This window comes from Diaphorobacter sp. ED-3 (assembly GCF_027625375.1).
GTDB lineage: Bacteria > Pseudomonadota > Gammaproteobacteria > Burkholderiales > Burkholderiaceae_C > Diaphorobacter > Diaphorobacter nitroreducens.
In genome coordinates this window covers 3,987,868-4,005,477 of record NZ_CP115182.1, presented here as the reverse complement: position 1 = coordinate 4,005,477, position 17,610 = coordinate 3,987,868, and the positions used below count along the sequence as shown (strand labels likewise).

Genomic DNA, 17,610 nt, shown 5'->3' with positions numbered 1-17,610 from the left:
CGCTGGGCTAGGCGCGCGCGGCGTTGAGCGCGGCGCGCGTGGCCTGGGCTGCGCTGCGTGCGGCCGCGGCAAAGTCCGCACCGCCCGAGGCATAGAGCACGGCGCGCGAGGAGTTCACGATGATTGGCCCGTGGGCGCGCAGCCCGGCGCGCACCGTGGCGGCTGCGTCGCCGCCCTGCGCGCCCACGCCGGGGATCAACAGCGGCAGCGTGGGCGCGAGCGCGCGCACGCGCTCTATTTCTTGTGGGTACGTGGCGCCCACCACCAGGCCGAGCTGGCCGTTCTTGTTCCAGGGGCCCTGCGCCTGGCGGGCCACGTGCTCGTACAGCAGCGGCTGGCCTTCGACGCTGGCCAGGCGCTGGGCCTGCAGGTCATCGCCACCGGGGTTGGAGGTGCGGCACAGCAGAAAGGCGCCCTTGCCGTGGTAGGCCAGATAGGGCTCGATGGAGTCAAAGCCCATGAAGGGCGAGAGCGTCACGGCATCCGCGCCATAGCGCTCGAAGGCCTCTTTGGCGTATTGCTCGGCCGTGGAGCCGATGTCGCCGCGCTTGGCGTCCAGGATCACGGGCACATGCGGGGCGTTGCAGCGCATGTGCTGCATCAGGCGCTCCAGCTGGTCCTCGGCACGGTGCGCGGCGAAGTAGGCGATCTGCGGCTTGAAGGCGCACACCAGGTCGGCCGTGGCGTCCACGATGGCGGCGCAGAAGTCGTAGATCTTGTGCGCCTCGCCACGCACGGACTCGGGAAAGCGCGTGGGTTCGGGGTCCAGGCCCACGCACAACAGGGAGTCGTTGCGCGTGGTGGCGTCGCGCAGCATGTCAAGAAAAGTCATGTCCGTGATTTTAGGCAACACCATGCCGGTGCCGTGCACCACGGCGTCCAGGTGTTTTCGCGGGCGGCTTCGGCAAGGACGGCGCCTGCCCGGCACAATCGCCGTCCATGCCTGCCCTTTCCCGCCGCCAGCTCGTCGTTCTTGCCCTGTTGACCCTGGTGTGGGGCCTCAACTGGCCGGTGATGAAGATGGGTGTGGCGCACTTTCCGCCGCTCACCTTCCGCATGGCCTCGCTGTGGCTGGGCCTGCCCATCCTGGCCGCGGTGATAGGGGTGCGCAAGCTGCCCTTCACTATTGCGCGCGCGCATTGGGGCCGCGTGGCGCTGCTGGCGCTGACCAACATGGTGCTCTGGCACGTGCTCATGATCCTGGCGATCCCGCAGCTGTCCAGCGGACGCGCGGCCATCCTGGGCTACACCATGCCCATCTTCTCGGCCGTGCTGGGCGCGCTGGTGTTCGGCGACCGCCTGGCCGGTCGTGCGTGGGTGGGCGTGGGCGCGGCGCTGGTGGGCGTGTTGCTGCTGCTGTGGCATGAGATCGGCGCGCTGGGCGGCAGGCCCCTGGGCGTGACGTTGATGCTGGTGTCTGCCGCGAGCTGGGCCATGGGCACGCAGCTGTTGCGGCGCCTGACCGTGCCGGTGCCGCTGCTTACGCTGTCGTTCTGGATGGTGGCCATCACCTGCGTGGTACTCACCGTGTTGGCGGTGGCGTTCGAGCGCGAGCGCTGGGTGGCACCCGACGCCCAGGCCTGGGCCGCCATTCTCTACAACGGGCTGCTGGCGCTGGGCTTTGCGCAGACGGCGTGGTTCTTCCTGGTGCGCACGCTGCCGCCCGTGGCCTCCACGCTCAGCGTGATGATGATTCCGGTGCTGGGCGTGTTCAGCGGCGCGCTGTGGCTGGGTGAGGTGCTGCATTGGCAGGACTGGAGCGCCGTGGGCCTGATGGCCGTGGCCATCGGCACCGTGCTGTGGCCGGCCCGCGCCGTGCAGGTGCAGGAGTGCAAGTAAAAAGAGCTGCTAGCGCTTATGCAATAAGCGCTAGCAGCTCTGATTTTTATAGCGTTCTGGGGCGGGATCAGCCTGCCGCGCGCTTTTGCAGTATTTCGATGGCCGGCAGGGGCTTGCCCTCCAGCACCTCCAGGAACGCGCCACCGCCGGTGGAGATGTAGCCCACGTCCTTCTCGATGCCGTACTTGGCAATCGCCGCCAGGGTGTCACCGCCGCCGGCGATGCTGAAGGCGCTGGATTCGGCGATGGCCTGCGCGATGGCCTTGGTGCCGCCCGCGAACTGGTCGAATTCGAACACGCCCACGGGGCCGTTCCAGACGATGGTGCCCGCGGCCTTGAGCTGCGCGGCCAGTTGGGCCGCCGTCTCGGGGCCGATGTCCAGGATCAGGTCGTCCTCGGCCACTTCGCTGGCCTTCTTCACGGTGGCGGGTGCGTCGGCCGCGAAGGCCTTGGCGACCACCACATCGGTGGGGATCGGCACCTCGGCGCCGCGCGCGGCCATGGCGGCGATCACGGCCTTGGCTTCGTTCACCAGGTCGGGCTCGGCCAGGCTCTTGCCGATGGGCAGGCCGGCCGCCAGCATGAAGGTGTTGGCAATGCCGCCGCCCACCACCAGGCCGTCCACGTTCTTGGACAGGCTTTGCAGGATGGTCAGCTTGGTCGAGACCTTGGAGCCGGCCACGATGGCGACCAGCGGGCGCTTCGGGTGGGCCAGCGCGGTCTGGATGGCGTCGATCTCGGCGGCCAGCAGCGGGCCGGCGCAGGCCACCTTCGCGTACTCGGCGATGCCGTAGGTCGTGCCCTCGGCGCGGTGGGCGGTGCCGAAGGCGTCGTTCACGTAGATGTCGCACAGCTGGGCCATCTTCTTCGCCAGCTCGGGGTCGTTTTTCTTCTCGCCCTTGTTCAAGCGGCAGTTTTCCAGCAGCACGACCTGGCCGGGCTGCACCTGCACACCGTCCACCCAGTCGGCCACCAGCGGCACCTCGCGGCCCAGCAGTTCGGACAGGCGCTGGGCCACCGGGGCCAGCGAATCCTCGGGCTTGAACTCGCCCTCGGTGGGGCGGCCCAGGTGGCTGGTCACCATCACGGCGGCGCCGGCTTCCAGCGCCATCTGGATGCAGGGCACGGAGGCACGGATGCGCGTGTCCTCGGTGATGCGGCCGGCGTCGTCTTGCGGCACGTTCAGGTCGGCACGGATGAACACGCGCTGGCCACGGGCCTGGCCTTGGGCGCAAAGGTCGGAAAAGCGAAGGATGTGCATGGGAACAGTGGGTGAGTGCGCCGCGCCGTCACGGTGCGGTCATGAAAACTGCGCGGATTGTAGGCGCCTGGTAACCGCGCCGTAACTCTCTACCAGCCCAGCCCGATGTGCAGCGGCAGGTACACCGCCATGCCCACGACGATGGTGCCCAGGATGCCGCGGCGCCAGAAGTAGTAGCCCGCGGCGGCGGCCACGGCGGGCAGTCGTGCGTCCTGCAGCGTCTGGATCAGCGCGCCCTGGCTCATGACCAGCTCGGGCGCGATGACCCCGGCCAGCGCGGCCAGCGGCGCGTACTTCAGGCCGCGGCGCAGCCAGTCGGGCATCGGCAGGTCGCGCTCGGGGATCATGAAGAACGCGCGCGTGAGCAGGGTGATGCCCGCCAGCCCCAGGATGGCGATGGCCGGCTCGATCCAGGCACCGTTCATGTGTCGCCTCCCACCGCGCGGGTACGCGCACGCCGCAGCGCGCGCTCGGCCGCTTCGGCGGCCAGCCCTGCGGTGACGGCTGCGGCGATCGCCACCAGGATGTTGAGCTTGAGCGGCAGCGCGAAGGTGGCCACCGCCGCCGTGCAGGCCACGGCCGTGGCGAGCCAGGTGGCGCGGTCGTTCAGCATGGACAGCAGGATGCCCAGCAGCGCCAGCACGCCCGCAAAGCCCAGCCCCCAGGACAGCGGGATGGCGTTGGCCAGCACGATGCCCGCAATGGACGGCACCTGCCAGGCCAGCCAGTTGGCCGAGGCCGCGCCCCAGAAATAGGGCACCTGCTCGGGCGCAGGCACGGGCTTGGGAAAACGCTTCATGAAGCTCACGAAGATCACATCGCCGCTGAAGTAGCCCAGCGCCAGCCGGTGGCGGCGCGGCAGGTGGGCGAAATAGCTGCGCCACATGCTGCTGAAGATCACGAAGCGCAGGTTCACACAGGTGGCCGTGAGCCACACCACCCACAGCGGTGCGCCCGCCACCATCAGCGGCAGCACGGCCAGCTGTGCGCTGCCGGCATACACCGCCAGCGACATGAACAGCGCCATCGGCAGCGACATGCCGCTCTTGGCCATGGCCACGCCCGTCACCAGGCCCCAGGCGCCGATGCCCAGGCAGGTGCCGGCCATGTCACTGACGCCCTGGCGGAAGGCCGGGTCGCGCAGCTGGGCGCGCAGGAAAGGCAGACTCATGGGGCGGCGCCCAGCACCATGCCTGGCGCCAGTGGGAAGCCGCGCAGGAAGTCCGCGGCGGGCAGCCGCTTGCCGCCCGCGCGTTGCAGCACCGTCAAGCGCAGCAGGCTGCCGGCGCCGCAGGCCACGCAGATGCCGTCGGCATCTATAGACAAAATCTGGCCGCAGGCCGCATCCAGCGTGCGCGAGCAGCTATCTATTTTGCAGCTCCATACCTTGATGGCATCGGCCCCCAGCGTGGTGGCCGCGCCGGGGAAGGGGTCGAAGGCACGCACGCGCCGGGCGATCACCTCCGCCGGCTGGTTCCAGTCGATGGTGCTTTCCGCCTTGTCGATCTTGTGCGCGTAGGTCACGCCCTCGGCCGGCTGCGGTGTGGGTTTGAGGCCCCCGCAGGCGGCCATCTCCAGCGCCTCCACGATCAGCCGCCCGCCCAGCTGCGCCAGCCGGTCGTGCAGCGTGGCGGTGGTATCGGCGGGGCTGATGGCGGTCTTTTCCAGCAACAGCATGTCGCCGGTATCCAGGCCCGCGTCCATCTGCATGATGGTCACGCCGGTTTCCGCGTCGCCGGCCTCGATGGCGCGGTGGATGGGCGCCGCGCCGCGCCAGCGCGGCAGCAGGCTGGCGTGGATGTTCAGGCAGCCGAGCCGGGGCGTGTTGAGCACCCACTGCGGCAGGATCAGCCCATAGGCGGCCACCACCATCACATCGGCCTGCGCAGCCTCGATGGAGGCTTTGGCGGCCGCTGCGTCCTCGGGGTACTTGCCATCCAGGCGCAGGCTCAGCGGCTGCGCCACGGCGATGCCGTGCTGCAGCGCGCACTGCTTGACGGGTGAAGCCTGCAGTTTCATGCCGCGGCCCGCGGGGCGGTCGGGCTGGGTCAACACCAGGGGCACGGTGAATCCCGCGGCCAGCAGGCGTTCCAGGGCCACGCGCGCAAACTCGGGCGTGCCGGCAAAAATGACTCTCATACAACGCGTGGAATAGCGGCCCCGGGGTGGGGCTCAGTGAAAGGGGTCGTTGTCGTTCAGCCGCTCGTCCGTGAACATCACGCGCTGCACGACGCCCGCCGGGTCGATGTGCACATGGGCCTGGCGGGGCTCTCCATTGTCACGAAAGCGGTAGGTCCAGATATCGCCATTGAAGCGCGCCACCTTCTCCACCAGCGCAGGCGGGCCGAAGGTGCGTCGCACGGCTGCGCGCGTATCGACGCCATTGCGCAGCGCATGGAAGCGCTCCAGCGTCAGTACCTGCTCCACCCGCACCAGGCGTTGCCGGGCGTCAAAGTCGAGGTGGTAGACCTGTTGGCCTGCGGGCTGGCGGCTGTAGACCAGCCGTTCTCCGCCTTCAGGGAGCATTACGGTCAGCGTGGGTGCGCCCATGGTGCGCTCGATGTCCGCACGCGGCGTGCCTGCTTTCTGCCATTCGGGTACGGCGCAGGCCGCCAAAAAAACAGCCAGCAGCAGTGCGCTCCAGCGGAGCCGGCGCGGTGCGGTTGCGTGCGCCGGCAGCGGGGTCATGCGCGTTCGGCCTGCTTTTGCTGCTTCAGCAGCTTGGTCTTGATGCGGTTGCGCTTCAAGGGCGACAGGTATTCCACGAACACCTTGCCCAGCAGGTGGTCCATCTCGTGCTGGATGCACACGGCCAGCAGGCCCTCGGCCTCGATCACGCGCGGCTGGCCGTCGCGGTCCAGCGCGCGCACGTGCACGGCAGTGGAGCGCTCCACGCCATCGTAGATGCCAGGCACCGACAGGCAGCCCTCGTCGCCCACCTGTTTCTCGGCACTGGCCCAGGTGATCTCGGGGTTGATCAACACCAGCGGCGTGTCGCGCTCTTCGGAGACGTCGATCACCACGATGCGCTCGTGCACATCGACCTGCGTGGCGGCCAGGCCGATGCCATGGGCGTCGTACATGGTGGCGAACATATCGTCCACGATGGCGCGCACGCGCTCATCCACCGCCGTCACGGGCTGGGCGACCTTGTGCAGGCGAGGATCGGGGTAACAGAGAATCGGAAGAATTGCCATGGCAGAGCGCTCAATATGTCGCTATTTTCGCCACTTTTGCCCGCCATTGCGGGGCCCAATCACAATAATCGTTGCCCGATCAAGGGCTTGGGCACAGAATCTCAAATGGTTTGTAATGTATTCGCGGCAGTTTCTTCTGTAAAACAATTAACTGCACCGCAGCGAGAGGGGCGTTTTTCCAATGAATGACACGAGGAACAATATGGCGGCTCAGGCCCGTATGCGCGTGACGGCGCTCGGCGCACTGGCTTTGTTGGCGGGTGCCGCCATGGCACCGGCGGCGCAGGCCCAGAATTACCCGATTACTTCCGAGCAGCGCGCCACCGCGCAGCAGGTGGCTTCACGCGGCGTTCCCCTGTCCGAATTGGCTGCCAATGCGCCCGATACCTACGTGGTGAAACGGGGAGACACGCTGTGGGGTATTTCCGGCATGTATTTGAAGCGCCCCTGGCGCTGGCCGGAACTGTGGGGCATGAATCTGCAGTCCATTCCCAACCCGCACCTGATTTTCCCGGGCCAGACGCTGTACCTGGAAAAGGTGGACGGCTATGCCCGCCTGAGCACCAGCCGCAAAGGCGCGCCCGAGACCGTGCGCGTGTCGCCGCGCACGCGCTATGACAGCCTGGCCGGCACGGCGCTGCCCACGCTCAAGCCGCACCTGATCGAACCCTTCCTCGTCGAGCCTCTGGTGGTGGACGAGCTCACACTGCAGCAGGCCCCGCGCATCGTGGCCACGCGCGACGAACGCATGATCATGGCCAACGGCGACCGCGCCTACGTGCGCGGCCCTGAAGGCAGCCCCCTCGTGATGGCGCCTGGCGTGCCGCGCCAGTACCGCGTGTTCCGCAACGCCATTCCGCTGAAGGATCCGCACACTGGTGAGGTGCTGGGCTACGAAGCGCAGTATGTCGGCCGCGCCGAACTGGTGCGCAGTGAAACTACCACTCCAGTGCCCCAGAGCGATGTAGCGCGGGGCAAGAGTTCCAGCGAGGGCCGGGGGGAAGTGCTGGAGGGGCAAGCCCACGGCACAGCGGTGGACATCGTTCCCGCCACGGTGGACCTGAGGGGCGCGAAGGAAGAGATCCGGGCCGGCGACCGCCTGCTGCCCGCACCACAGCGCAGCTTCAACAGCTACACCCCGCGGGCACCGCAGGGCCCCGTGGATGCCAGCGTGGTGTCGATCTACGGCAGCGCGGCCGTGGCCAACGCCGGCCAGAACCAGGTAATCACCATCAACCGCGGTACGCGCGACGGCATGGAAGCCGGCCATGTGCTGCAGCTGCTCACCAAGGGCGAGCGCTTCAAGGACAAGACCGACGAGCAGCGCGCCATGGTGCGCCTGCCCAGCGAGAGCAATGGCGTGGCGATGGTGTTCCTCACGTTCGACCGCGTGTCCTACGCCCTGATCCTGCAGTCGCAGCAGGCGGTGCGTGTGGGCGACCGTCTGGTCAACCCCGAGTAAGCCCCGGGCGCCGTCACCTGCGGGCGGCCGCTCCCCCGCCTTGTCACCGCGCATGCAACGCGACGAACTGGCCGCCTGGCTGCGACTGATGCTCACGCCTGGCGTGGGCAACGGTGCCGCGCGCAGGCTGCTGGCCGCGTTCGGCCTTCCCCAGAACATCTTTGCGCAGGGCGAGAGGGCCTGGCAGTCCTGCGTCACCACGGCGCAGGCGCGCGCGCTCGCCCGCGTGCCCGAGGAGCTGGAGGCGCTGACCGAGCGGACGTGGCAGTGGCTGCTGGACGGGCGGGCGCCCGCGCAGCCGGCGCACGGCATCGTCACGCTGGGTGACGAGGCCTATCCTCCTGCGTTGCTGGCCACCGAGGATCCGCCGCTGCTGCTGTACCTGCTGGGTGCTCCGCAGTTCGTGCAGGGCGGCGCGCCGTTCGCGCCGGCGCACAGCCTGGCCATGGTGGGTAGCCGCAACCCCACGGCCCAGGGGGCGGATCATGCGCGGCAGTTCGCACGCGCTCTGCGGGAGGCGGGTTTGTGCATCATCTCTGGGCTGGCGCTGGGCATCGACGCGGCGGCGCACGAGGGTGCGCTGATCGATCCGCCCGACGGCGCCGCGCCCGCCACCATTGCCATCGTGGGCACCGGGCTGGACCGGGTGTACCCGCGTGCCAACAAGGAGCTGGCCCACCGCATCGCGCGCCACGGCTTGCTGGTCAGCGAATACCCGTTGGGCACGCCGCCGTTGCCGGCCAACTTTCCCAAGCGCAACCGCATCATCTCCGGCCTGTCGCAGGGCACTCTGGTGGTGGAGGCGGCGCTGGCCTCGGGCTCGCTGATCACCGCGCGGCTCGCGGCCGAGCAGGGGCGCGAGGTGTTCGCCATACCCGGCTCCATCCACGCGCCCCAGTCGCGTGGTTGCCACGCGCTGATACGCCAGGGCGCCAAGCTGGTGGAGTCGGCGCAGGATGTGCTGGAAGAACTGCGCTGGCATGCGCCGGCAGCCGCCATCCCCGCAGCACAGGACGCGTCCGAGGAGCCCCTTGCGCCGTCTTATCAGTGTGTGCTGGATGCGCTGGGGTTCGATCCGCTGGGGCTGGACGCACTGGTGGCGCGCACGGGGCTGGATGCCGCCACGCTGCAGGTACGGCTGCTGGAGTTGGAACTGGAGGGGCGTGTCGCGCGCCTGCCCGGCGGGCTGTTCCAGCGCGTGGGGCAGGCCTGAAAGCAGCGACGGCAGTGCGTGCTTCGCGGCGCTCGCCTGCCGGGCGGGGGCATGCTGCGCAGCCTTGACCGCTCGGCGGATCAGCCGGCGCGGTACGGGCACGTGTTCGCTATATAAAAATGAGCTGCTTGCGCTTGCTGTACATCCATTTCAAAGGATTTTTCCGTTGAAACCTGGATGAAATAAGCGCAGGCAGCTATGTTTTTTGATGTTATAGCCCGAGCATCAACCGCAGGTTCTGCACCGCGGCGCCGCTCGCGCCCTTGCCCAGGTTGTCCAGGCGCGCCACCAGCACGGCGTGGCGGTAGCGCTCATTGGCGAACACGCGCAGTTCCAACTGGTTGGTGTCGTTGAGCGCGAGGGCATCGAGTTTGCCGTCCTCGGTGGGCGGCAGCACCTTCACCCACTGCTCGGGCGTATTGCTCTTGGCGTAATGGGCCGTCAGTGCGTCGTGCAGGTCCGCCGCCTTCGGCTGGCCGGGCAGCAGATCCAGATGCAGCGGCAGTTGCACCAGCATGCCCTGGCGGAAGTTGCCCACCGAGGGGATGAAGATCGGGCGGCGCGTGAGCCCGGTGTACTTCAGGATCTCGGGCAGGTGCTTGTGCGACAGGCCCAGCGCATACAGCTCAAAGGGCGCCGCCTGGCCTTGCTCGTAGGCCTCGATCATCGTACGGCCGCCGCCGGAGTAGCCGCTCACCGACGGCAGTGCCAGCGGGTGGTCGGCAGGCACCAGGCCGGCGTCGACCAGCGGGCGCAGCAGGGCGATGGCGCCGGTGGCATAGCAGCCGGGGTTGGATACGCGCGTGGCGTTGCGCACGGCCTCCAACTGGCCGGGCGCCAGTTCGGGAAAGCCGAACACCCAGCCCGGCGCCGTGCGGTGGGCGGTGGAGGCATCAATGATCTTGATGGCGCGGCCGGTCTCGGCAGTGATGGCGTCCACCAGCGCGACCGTTTCGCGCGCGGCATCGTCGTGCAGGCACAGCACAACCAGGTCCACACCGGCGATCAGTGCGCGCTTGGCGGCGGCGTCCTTGCGCAGTTCGGGGGCGATGCTGACCAACTCCACCTGGGGCATGGCCTGCAGGCGCTCACGAATCTGCAGGCCGGTGGTGCCTGCCTCGCCATCAATAAAGACCTTGGACATCAGTAGCTCCTGCAAGGGCCGGCCCAGAGGTGGGGCCGGGGGCGTAAGTTATATCCACATCAATGGTGCGTCGCAGCATGATACATTTACCGGTTGCCATTCCCGAGCATGCGGCTGTATTTCCGCTCTTCGGCAGAACGGGTACAAACACCATCCTTCCCCTGAGAGAGACCTCATGAAGATTCACGAATACCAAGGCAAGGAAATCTTGCGCAGTTTCGGCGTGCCCGTCCCGCGTGGCATCCCCGCTTTCACGGTGCAAGAAGCCGTGGAAGCCGCACAAAAGCTCGGCGGCCCCGTGTGGGTCGTGAAGGCCCAGATTCACGCCGGTGGCCGTGGCAAGGGCGGTGGCGTGAAGGTGGCCAAGACCATTGATGACGTGAAGGCACGCGCCAGCGAGATCCTGGGCATGCAACTGGTCACGCACCAGACCGGCCCTGAAGGGCAAAAGGTGCGCCGCCTGTACATTGAAGATGGCGCCGACATCAAGAACGAACTGTATGTGTCCCTGGTCACCGACCGCGGCACGCAGAAAGTGGCGCTGATCGCTTCCAGCGAAGGCGGCATGGACATCGAGGAAGTGGCCCACTCCACGCCCGAGAAGATCATCACCGAGATGATCGACCCCTTGACCGGCATCACGCCCGAGCAATCCAAGAAGGTGGCTGCCGCCATCGGCCTGACGGGCGCTTCGGTGGACCAGGCGGTGGACCTGTTCGCCAAGCTCTACAAGTGCTACATGGACACCGACGCGTCCCTGGTCGAGATCAACCCGCTGAATTGCGACTCCAAGGGCAACCTGATGGCCCTGGACGCGAAGTTCAACTTCGACGCCAACGCGCTGTTCCGTCACCCGGAAATCGTGGCCCTGCGCGACCTGGACGAGGAAGATCCGGCGGAAGTCGAGGCCTCCAAGTTCGATCTGGCCTACATCTCCCTGGACGGCAACATCGGCTGCCTGGTGAACGGCGCGGGCCTGGCCATGGCCACCATGGACACCATCAAGCTGTTTGGCGGCGAGCCGGCCAACTTCCTGGACGTGGGTGGCGGCGCCACCCCCGAGAAGGTCACCGAAGCCTTCAAGATCATGCTCAAGAACCCCAAGGTCAAGGGCATTCTGGTCAACATCTTCGGCGGCATCATGAAGTGCGACACCATCGCCACCGGCGTGATCACCGCCTGCAAAGCCGTGAACCTGCAGGTGCCGCTGGTCGTGCGCATGAAGGGCACGAACGAAGAGCTGGGCAAGAAGATGCTGGCCGAATCCGGCCTGCCCATCATCAGCGCCGACACCATGGCGGAAGCCGCCACGAAGATTGTCGAAGCCGTCCGTTAAGCAGGCCCGGAGATAAAACATGTCGATCTACATCAACAAAGACACCAAGGTCATCACCCAGGGCATCACCGGCAAGACCGGTCAGTTCCACACGGAAAAGTGCCAGGAATACGCAAACGGCAAGAACTGCTTCGTGGCGGGTGTGAACCCCAAGAAGGCCGGCGAGAAGATTTTTGACATTCCAATCTTTGGGTCGGTCAAGGACGCCGCCAAGGAAACCGGTGCTACCGTCTCCGTGATCTACGTGCCGCCCGCAGGCGCGGCCGCCGCCATCTGGGAAGCCGTCGAGGCCGACCTGGACCTGGCGATCTGCATCACCGAAGGCATTCCCGTGCGCGACATGCTTGAAGTGCGCAACAAGATGAAGGCCAAGGAAGCCGCTGGCGGCAAGCGCACGCTGCTGCTGGGCCCCAACTGCCCTGGCCTGATCACGCCGGACGAGATCAAGATCGGCATCATGCCCGGTCACATCCACAAGAAGGGCCGTGTGGGCGTGGTGAGCCGTTCCGGCACGCTGACCTACGAAGCCGTGGCACAGTTGACCGAACTGGGCATCGGCCAGTCGTCCGCCGTCGGCATCGGCGGCGACCCGATCAACGGCCTCAAGCACATCGACGTGATGAAGGCTTTCAACGACGATCCTGACACCGACGCCGTGATCATGATCGGCGAGATCGGCGGCCCCGACGAGGCAGAAGCTGCCCGCTGGTGCAAGGCCAATATGAAGAAGCCCATCGTGGGCTTCATTGCCGGCGTGACCGCTCCTCCGGGCAAGCGCATGGGCCATGCGGGTGCGCTGATCTCCGGCGGCGCCGATACGGCGGACGCCAAGCTGGCCATCATGGAAGAGTGCGGTTTCACCATTACCCGCAATCCTTCCGAGATGGGTCGCCTGCTCAAGGGCCTGCTGTAATCCGCGAGCCTGGCGCGGTAGCGCGCCAGGTTACGCAAAATTACGCACGCGCGCGAGGGTCGTCCCTCTCTACTCTGTCGGTTCCAACACAAAAGAAACGCCAGCTTGGTTTACCCAGGCTGGCGTTTTCGATTCATAACACTGGAGCCATCAATGGAGTACTTGAGCAATGCCGATTTCTGGATCGGCCTGGTGAAGATCGTCTGGATCAACATCATTTTGTCGGGCGACAACGCTGTCGTCATCGCCTTGGCGGCGCGTTCGCTGCCTGCGCAGCAGCAGAAGAAGGCCGTCATGTTCGGCTCCGGCGCGGCGGTGGTGCTGCGCATCGTATTGACGGTAGTGGCGGCCAAGCTGCTGGAGCTGTCCTTCCTGCAGATCGTCGGGGGCTGTCTGCTGCTGTGGATTGGTTATCAACTTCTCACGGGCGAAGAGGAAGATGACGGTGCTTCCAAATCCGCCGGGGGCATGTTCGCGGCCATCCGCACTATCCTGATTGCCGACCTGGTGATGAGCCTGGACAACGTCATAGCCGTCGCCGCGACCGCCCAGGGGAACATGGTGCTGCTCGTCCTGGGGCTGGCCATCAGCATACCGCTGGTGATCTTCGGCTCCACCCTGATGATCAAGCTCATGGAACGCTTTCCCGTCATCGTCACGCTGGGGGCCGCGTTGATCGGTTGGGTGGGAGGCGAGACCATCGTCAACGACAACTTGCTCCACGATTACGCGATGGGTCATCCGTGGCTCCACTACGTAGCCGCCCTAGCGGGCGCCGTACTGGTGGTGATGGTGGGCAAGCTGATGCAATCCCGCGGCGAACCTCGGCAGGCGTGAAAAGTCTGGCGCGCGGTAGTGCGACGGGAATGTGCCGCGACCTGACGGACATGTCCATGAAGTAGCAAAAATGGCAGCCAAGAAGGGCTGCGTAGGGCCTCTTTTGCAACACACGTCAACGGGCCTGGCTTGCACGCGTTCAACATCATGACGGACCTGTCGCCCCGTGCGCCTCGACTATGATGCGCAGTCCCGCAATGCTGGTTGTGAGGGATATGCAGCGATGCCCTCCTCAACCGCATGTAAAGCGCCTTCGCGTGAGGCGTATCGCGGGAGTCTCTTATGAAACCTCTGCCGATGCTGAGCTACGAATTCTGCGCGTTGACGGACACGGGGCGGGTGCGCTCCAACAACGAAGACGCTGTGGCCATCCATGAGACGGCGCAGATGGTCATCCTGGCCGACGGCATGGGGGGCTACAACGCGGGCGAGGTGGCTGCCGGGATGGCGATCACCTACATCGGCACCGAGATGGTCCGCTGGCTGCAAGGCGACGGCTCCGCGGCATCGCCTTCGGATGTACGGCATGCACTAGAGGCCTGTGTGGACAATGCGAACCACGCGATCCTCGGGGCCTCGATGTCCAACCCCCAGTACCTGGGAATGGGTACCACGCTGGTCGTCGGCGTGTTCCGTGACGACCGGCTCATTCTCGGCCACATCGGTGATTCGCGCTGCTACCGGTGGCGCGAGGGCCTCTTGCGGCAGATCACGCGCGACCACTCGTGGTTGCAGGAGCAGATCGACCTGGGACTGCTCACGCCGGCACAAGCAGCCGTTTCGGGGCAGCGCAACCTGGTGACACGGGCGCTGGGGGTGGATGTGTCCGTGCACATAGAAATCAACGAATTTCCTGTCGAGCCCGGTGACTTGTTCATTCTTTGCTCCGACGGCCTGACGGATATGTTGAGTGACGAAGATTTGGCCGAACTGGCGCGGATGCCCATTGCGCTACAAGATAAAGCGGCGCGCATGGTGGCCATGGCCAACGCCATGGGAGGGCGGGACAACATCAGCGTAGTGCTGGCGCAAACGCAACTCGCTCAGGACGCCAAAAAACGCGGCGGTCTCATGGCGCGCCTGCTGCGCACCTCGTGACCCTTCCGCCAAGCTCAGCCCGACCGCCAGGGCTTCGTTTGCCTGTGCCCGGAAATTGCTACTTCCCTCTACTAGCTAAGTTGTTTGGATAAGGAAAAGTGATCATGCCCAGAATGGTCGTGTCGATCGATGGAGTCGTCATCAAGGAAGTTACCTTCACCAAGGAACGCACAACGGTAGGCCGCCGCCCCTACAACGACGTGGTCATCGACAACCTTGCCGTCAGTGGTGAACATGCGGTCTTCCTCATGAATGGGGATGATGTGGAAGTAGAGGACCTGGGTAGCACCAACGGCACCTATGTCAATGGCAAGGCCATCAAGCGACAGCCTTTGCGCAACGGCGACACGGTGGAATTGGGGAAGTACAAGATCCGCTTCCTGCACGAAGAGCCTGGTCATGACTATGAGAAGACGATGGTCTTCAAGCCCGGCATGTTGCCGCCGCTGGCCAAGCCTGCGGCCCCTGCGCCAGTCGTGCTGAGCGCCGCCGTGCGGGTGATGAACGGCCCCGCCGCTGGCCGTGAGGTGGCGCTGACAAAAGTGGTTACCACCATTGGCAAGCCCGGCGTCGCCGTGGCATCCATCACCAAGCGGCACAGCGGCTTCGTGCTGGCTCATGTGGAGGGTGGGGACTTTCCGTTCCTGAACGGTACGCCCATTGGAGTGGACCCCATAACTCTCAAGAATGGTGACCGCATCGCTCTGGCCAGCACTGAGATGGAGTTTGTGCAAGGCTAGAGCGTGCAGAGGGCAACGGTAGTGTGGCGATCATTAGCGCTTCGCTCTTAAAAGCCGTTAGTGCCTGATGGGAGAAAGGGTGCTGCCGCGGGTCGCAGAATGCACCAATGTCACGCTGCGTCTAACAAACCGAGCTGCGTAGTTCTCCACGTAGAACACCTTGGGGTGACAAATGTGTCGACGTGTGACCGATTGATTAGGCTGTTCCTTTGCGGGGCCTAGGAAACTGGTGAAAAATGTCGCGCGCTGCAACGTTTGGTTGCATTCTGATGTTGGCACAGAAGCTGCTCAAGTTTTCTCAACCCGCAGGATTCCTCTGCGGGGGCTATTACCTAATTCCGAGGAGGATTTATGAAGCGTACCCTGCAACAAGGTTTCACCCTGATCGAATTGATGATCGTGGTGGCGATCATCGGTATTTTGGCTGCCGTGGCTTTGCCTGCTTACCAAGACTACAGCATTCGGGCCAAAGTATCGGAAGGTATTATCGCTGCCTCTTCCGCTAAAGCGGTACTGAGCGAGGCGTTTCAAACCGGTGGCGTGACTGCTCTGGACGCGGCTGCTGCGGGAATCAACTCCACCGACTTCAAGGAAAAGCAGTCCAAATATGTGGCTAACATCTGTGTTGACCAACCGCCGGCCGTTGGTGCTAACTGTGCAGCTCACGCTGGCGGTGCAACAGGACCTTGGCAAATCAACATGGGTATCGCTGCTACACCAGCTAACGGCATCCCCACTGGCATGAACGGTAACGTTGTCTCGTTCCTGCCATTGGTGCAAGGTGCAAAGCCGACAGCCACGGTGTCCGGTGCTGTTGATTGGGCTTGCGCTAGCTCCACCCAAGTTACAGCTAAAGCACGCTTCACCGGGGTGACGATCACTGTACCAGGGACGCCTCTGCCCGCAAAGTACGCACCGGCTGAGTGCCGTTAAGTAATTCATGCTAAGCCTTGCAGATCAGTAGGGCTTGACATGAGCTATGTAAGAGGGTGCCCCGCGGCACCCTCTTTTTTTCCCTACTTTTGGCGCTCCGTGTTTGGGATGAGGCTACCCTATGGCCGTACGCTCCATTAAAGGCTTTACTTTGATCGAACTGATGATTGTCGTGGCCATCATCGGCATTCTGGCCGCCATAGCCATACCTGCATACCAAGACTACGCCATCCGTGCAAAATTTGCGGAGGCATTGGTGGCTGGATCTGTGGCCAAGAATCATCTCGCTGAAGGCTATACGCAGAACCGTGCTGCAGGGTTGGATGCTGCCGCTACGGCTATAAATCTCAGTCCTGTGTTGGGTAAACAGTCAAAATACGTAGCTAATATCTGCGTGGGCGTCGCCGGAGCAGTTGGCGCTGCTTGTACGCCCTATGCCTCTGACGGGGCTTGGCCTATCTTCGTAACGGTGGCGGCCAATTCTGGCAATGGCATCCCCTCGGGGCGCAATGGGTTAACTTTCACCTTATCCCCTAATGTGAACAATGCTGCGCCTACTGCCGCCTCCAATGAGTCTATCGATTGGGCCTGCGCGGGGAATACGTCAATAACTGCTACAACGCGCGGTATGACCAATGTGACGCTTGGCACCCTACCGGCCAAATACCTGCCCGCTGAGTGCCGCTGACAGATTCTCCCATTTCATCATGTCGTTCTCTCTGCGTATTCGAGCCGCCGCCAGGGCTGCGTTGTTTCATTTCCTGGCCTCGATATTCGTGGCCGCGTTTGCAGCCGTACTCGTTTTTCTTGTTTGGTATCCCCACCCGTACGGCCTGCTCTCAGGAGGGCTTACTCTGTTCCTCATTTTGGTGAGCGTCGATGTGGTCTGCGGTCCCATGCTGACACTGGTGTTGTTCAATCCCAGAAAACCGCGCCGGGAATTGCTGACCGACATGTCGCTGGTGGTCTTCATTCAACTGGCAGCGTTGACCTATGGCGTCTATATAGTCCACCAGGCGCGCCCATTATTTCTGGTACACGAGGTGGATCGTTTCCGCGTCATTACATCAGGTGACTACGGCGACGCGGATGTACACCAAGCCATTGACCAGCTTGATGCGTCATTACGTCCGCATTGGCTAAAGGGGCCCGTGACAGTCGGTATCCGGGATCCCAGAGATGCGCAAGAACGCCAAGATGTGATGCTTGAATCGACGTTCGGTGGGCGGGATTACTCACAGCGACCCAACTTCTACATACCCTACGACACAGCATACCAAGCCAAGGCCTTGGCGCGTGCCAAACCGTTGAAAGCGTTTATTGTCAACTATCCAGCCACTGAGGATGATGCCAAGCACTTGCTGAGCCAGCATGGACTGACAGTGGACAAAGCATTATTTTTACCCGTATTGCACAAGCAGGAATGGGTGGCGGTGTTGGATAAATCCGCGCACGTTTTGGGTTTTTTGCCAGGAGATGGCTTCGAGGTGCACGAGTAAAGATTTTTTGCCACAAAGTGGACGACACGCACTTAGCGGAAACTGCGTCGTCACCGAGGCCAGAAAGCGAACCTACCAGCTTGGCTCTGGTGAGCTAGGGTACGGAGTCAAATTCGAATAGCAAGTGGGCGGCCGGTA

Annotated in this window: 19 protein-coding genes; 11 read left to right on the top strand and 8 right to left on the bottom strand. The window is 64.4% G+C overall.

Annotation, left to right across the window (positions count from 1 at the left end; genetic code table 11):
- Window positions 1–7 precede the first annotated feature (7 nt).
- On the bottom strand, window positions 8–832 hold the full coding sequence (gene pyrF / locus PCQ86_RS19305) for an orotidine-5'-phosphate decarboxylase (RefSeq protein ID WP_270174522.1): 825 nt from the start codon (window positions 830–832) through the stop codon (window positions 8–10).
- Between the two features lie 107 nt (window positions 833–939).
- Between pyrF and PCQ86_RS19300 the strand changes: the two genes are divergently transcribed.
- A complete protein-coding gene (locus PCQ86_RS19300) occupies window positions 940–1,839 on the top strand; it encodes a DMT family transporter (RefSeq protein ID WP_270174521.1) in 900 nt (299 codons plus the stop codon).
- Between the two features lie 67 nt (window positions 1,840–1,906).
- On the opposite strand, the gene PCQ86_RS19295 is transcribed toward PCQ86_RS19300, so the two are convergent.
- The 6 genes from PCQ86_RS19295 to def form a co-directional block, all read right to left on the bottom strand.
- The gene (locus tag PCQ86_RS19295; RefSeq protein WP_270174520.1) at window positions 1,907–3,100 is read right to left on the bottom strand and encodes a phosphoglycerate kinase; all 1,194 of its coding nucleotides are present in this window, start codon (window positions 3,098–3,100) and stop codon (window positions 1,907–1,909) included.
- A gap of 89 nt (window positions 3,101–3,189) precedes the next feature.
- Entirely contained in the window at window positions 3,190–3,525 is a 336-nt protein-coding gene (locus PCQ86_RS19290) for an AzlD domain-containing protein (protein WP_011807136.1), read from the bottom strand.
- Window positions 3,522–4,271, bottom strand: a complete 750-nt coding sequence (locus PCQ86_RS19285; protein WP_123675493.1) for an AzlC family ABC transporter permease — start codon at window positions 4,269–4,271, stop codon at window positions 3,522–3,524. The genes PCQ86_RS19290 and PCQ86_RS19285 overlap by 4 nt, the downstream gene beginning before the upstream one ends.
- On the bottom strand, window positions 4,268–5,239 hold the full coding sequence (fmt, locus tag PCQ86_RS19280) for a methionyl-tRNA formyltransferase (RefSeq protein ID WP_270174519.1): 972 nt from the start codon (window positions 5,237–5,239) through the stop codon (window positions 4,268–4,270). Before fmt ends, PCQ86_RS19285 begins: the two co-directional genes overlap by 4 nt.
- A 33-nt stretch (window positions 5,240–5,272) precedes the next feature.
- Window positions 5,273–5,788, bottom strand: coding sequence for a hypothetical protein (locus PCQ86_RS19275; RefSeq protein ID WP_047349388.1), 516 nt, complete (start codon window positions 5,786–5,788; stop codon window positions 5,273–5,275).
- Complete coding sequence (gene def, locus PCQ86_RS19270; RefSeq protein WP_011807132.1) at window positions 5,785–6,297, bottom strand: peptide deformylase; 513 nt, start codon at window positions 6,295–6,297, stop codon at window positions 5,785–5,787. The genes PCQ86_RS19275 and def overlap by 4 nt, the downstream gene beginning before the upstream one ends.
- Before the next feature lie 202 nt (window positions 6,298–6,499).
- On the opposite strand from def, the gene PCQ86_RS19265 reads away from it, so the two are divergent.
- Window positions 6,500–7,759: a LysM peptidoglycan-binding domain-containing protein gene (locus tag PCQ86_RS19265; RefSeq protein ID WP_270174518.1), complete on the top strand. Its 1,260-nt coding sequence runs from the start codon at window positions 6,500–6,502 to the stop codon at window positions 7,757–7,759.
- Window positions 7,760–7,811: 52 nt separating this feature from the next.
- A complete protein-coding gene (gene dprA, locus PCQ86_RS19260; RefSeq protein ID WP_270174517.1) occupies window positions 7,812–8,972 on the top strand; it encodes a DNA-processing protein DprA in 1,161 nt (386 codons plus the stop codon).
- Window positions 8,973–9,183: 211 nt separating this feature from the next.
- Here dprA and argC read toward each other — a convergent pair whose 3' ends face one another.
- Entirely contained in the window at window positions 9,184–10,116 is a 933-nt protein-coding gene (gene argC / locus PCQ86_RS19255) for an N-acetyl-gamma-glutamyl-phosphate reductase (protein WP_270174516.1), read from the bottom strand.
- Window positions 10,117–10,291: 175 nt separating this feature from the next.
- Between argC and sucC the strand changes: the two genes are divergently transcribed.
- The 8 genes from sucC (at window position 10,292) to PCQ86_RS19215 (ending at window position 17,472) form a co-directional block, all read left to right on the top strand.
- Window positions 10,292–11,452 (top strand): ADP-forming succinate--CoA ligase subunit beta, encoded by a 1,161-nt coding sequence (sucC, locus tag PCQ86_RS19250; protein ID WP_011807128.1) that lies wholly within the window; start codon window positions 10,292–10,294, stop codon window positions 11,450–11,452.
- Window positions 11,453–11,471: 19 nt separating this feature from the next.
- Complete coding sequence (sucD, locus tag PCQ86_RS19245; protein WP_015914606.1) at window positions 11,472–12,365, top strand: succinate--CoA ligase subunit alpha; 894 nt, start codon at window positions 11,472–11,474, stop codon at window positions 12,363–12,365.
- A gap of 153 nt (window positions 12,366–12,518) precedes the next feature.
- Window positions 12,519–13,202, top strand: a complete 684-nt coding sequence (locus PCQ86_RS19240) for a TerC family protein (protein ID WP_270174515.1) — start codon at window positions 12,519–12,521, stop codon at window positions 13,200–13,202.
- Between the two features lie 282 nt (window positions 13,203–13,484).
- Window positions 13,485–14,300 (top strand): Stp1/IreP family PP2C-type Ser/Thr phosphatase, encoded by an 816-nt coding sequence (locus PCQ86_RS19235; RefSeq protein ID WP_088888075.1) that lies wholly within the window; start codon window positions 13,485–13,487, stop codon window positions 14,298–14,300.
- A gap of 104 nt (window positions 14,301–14,404) precedes the next feature.
- Entirely contained in the window at window positions 14,405–15,040 is a 636-nt protein-coding gene (locus tag PCQ86_RS19230; RefSeq protein WP_270174514.1) for an FHA domain-containing protein, read from the top strand.
- Between the two features lie 351 nt (window positions 15,041–15,391).
- The gene (locus PCQ86_RS19225) at window positions 15,392–15,973 is read left to right on the top strand and encodes a prepilin-type N-terminal cleavage/methylation domain-containing protein (RefSeq protein WP_270174513.1); all 582 of its coding nucleotides are present in this window, start codon (window positions 15,392–15,394) and stop codon (window positions 15,971–15,973) included.
- 121 nt (window positions 15,974–16,094) lie between these two features.
- Window positions 16,095–16,661, top strand: coding sequence for a prepilin-type N-terminal cleavage/methylation domain-containing protein (locus PCQ86_RS19220; RefSeq protein ID WP_270174512.1), 567 nt, complete (start codon window positions 16,095–16,097; stop codon window positions 16,659–16,661).
- A gap of 19 nt (window positions 16,662–16,680) precedes the next feature.
- Window positions 16,681–17,472: a pilus assembly protein gene (locus tag PCQ86_RS19215; RefSeq protein ID WP_270174511.1), complete on the top strand. Its 792-nt coding sequence runs from the start codon at window positions 16,681–16,683 to the stop codon at window positions 17,470–17,472.
- Window positions 17,473–17,610: the final 138 nt, after the last annotated feature.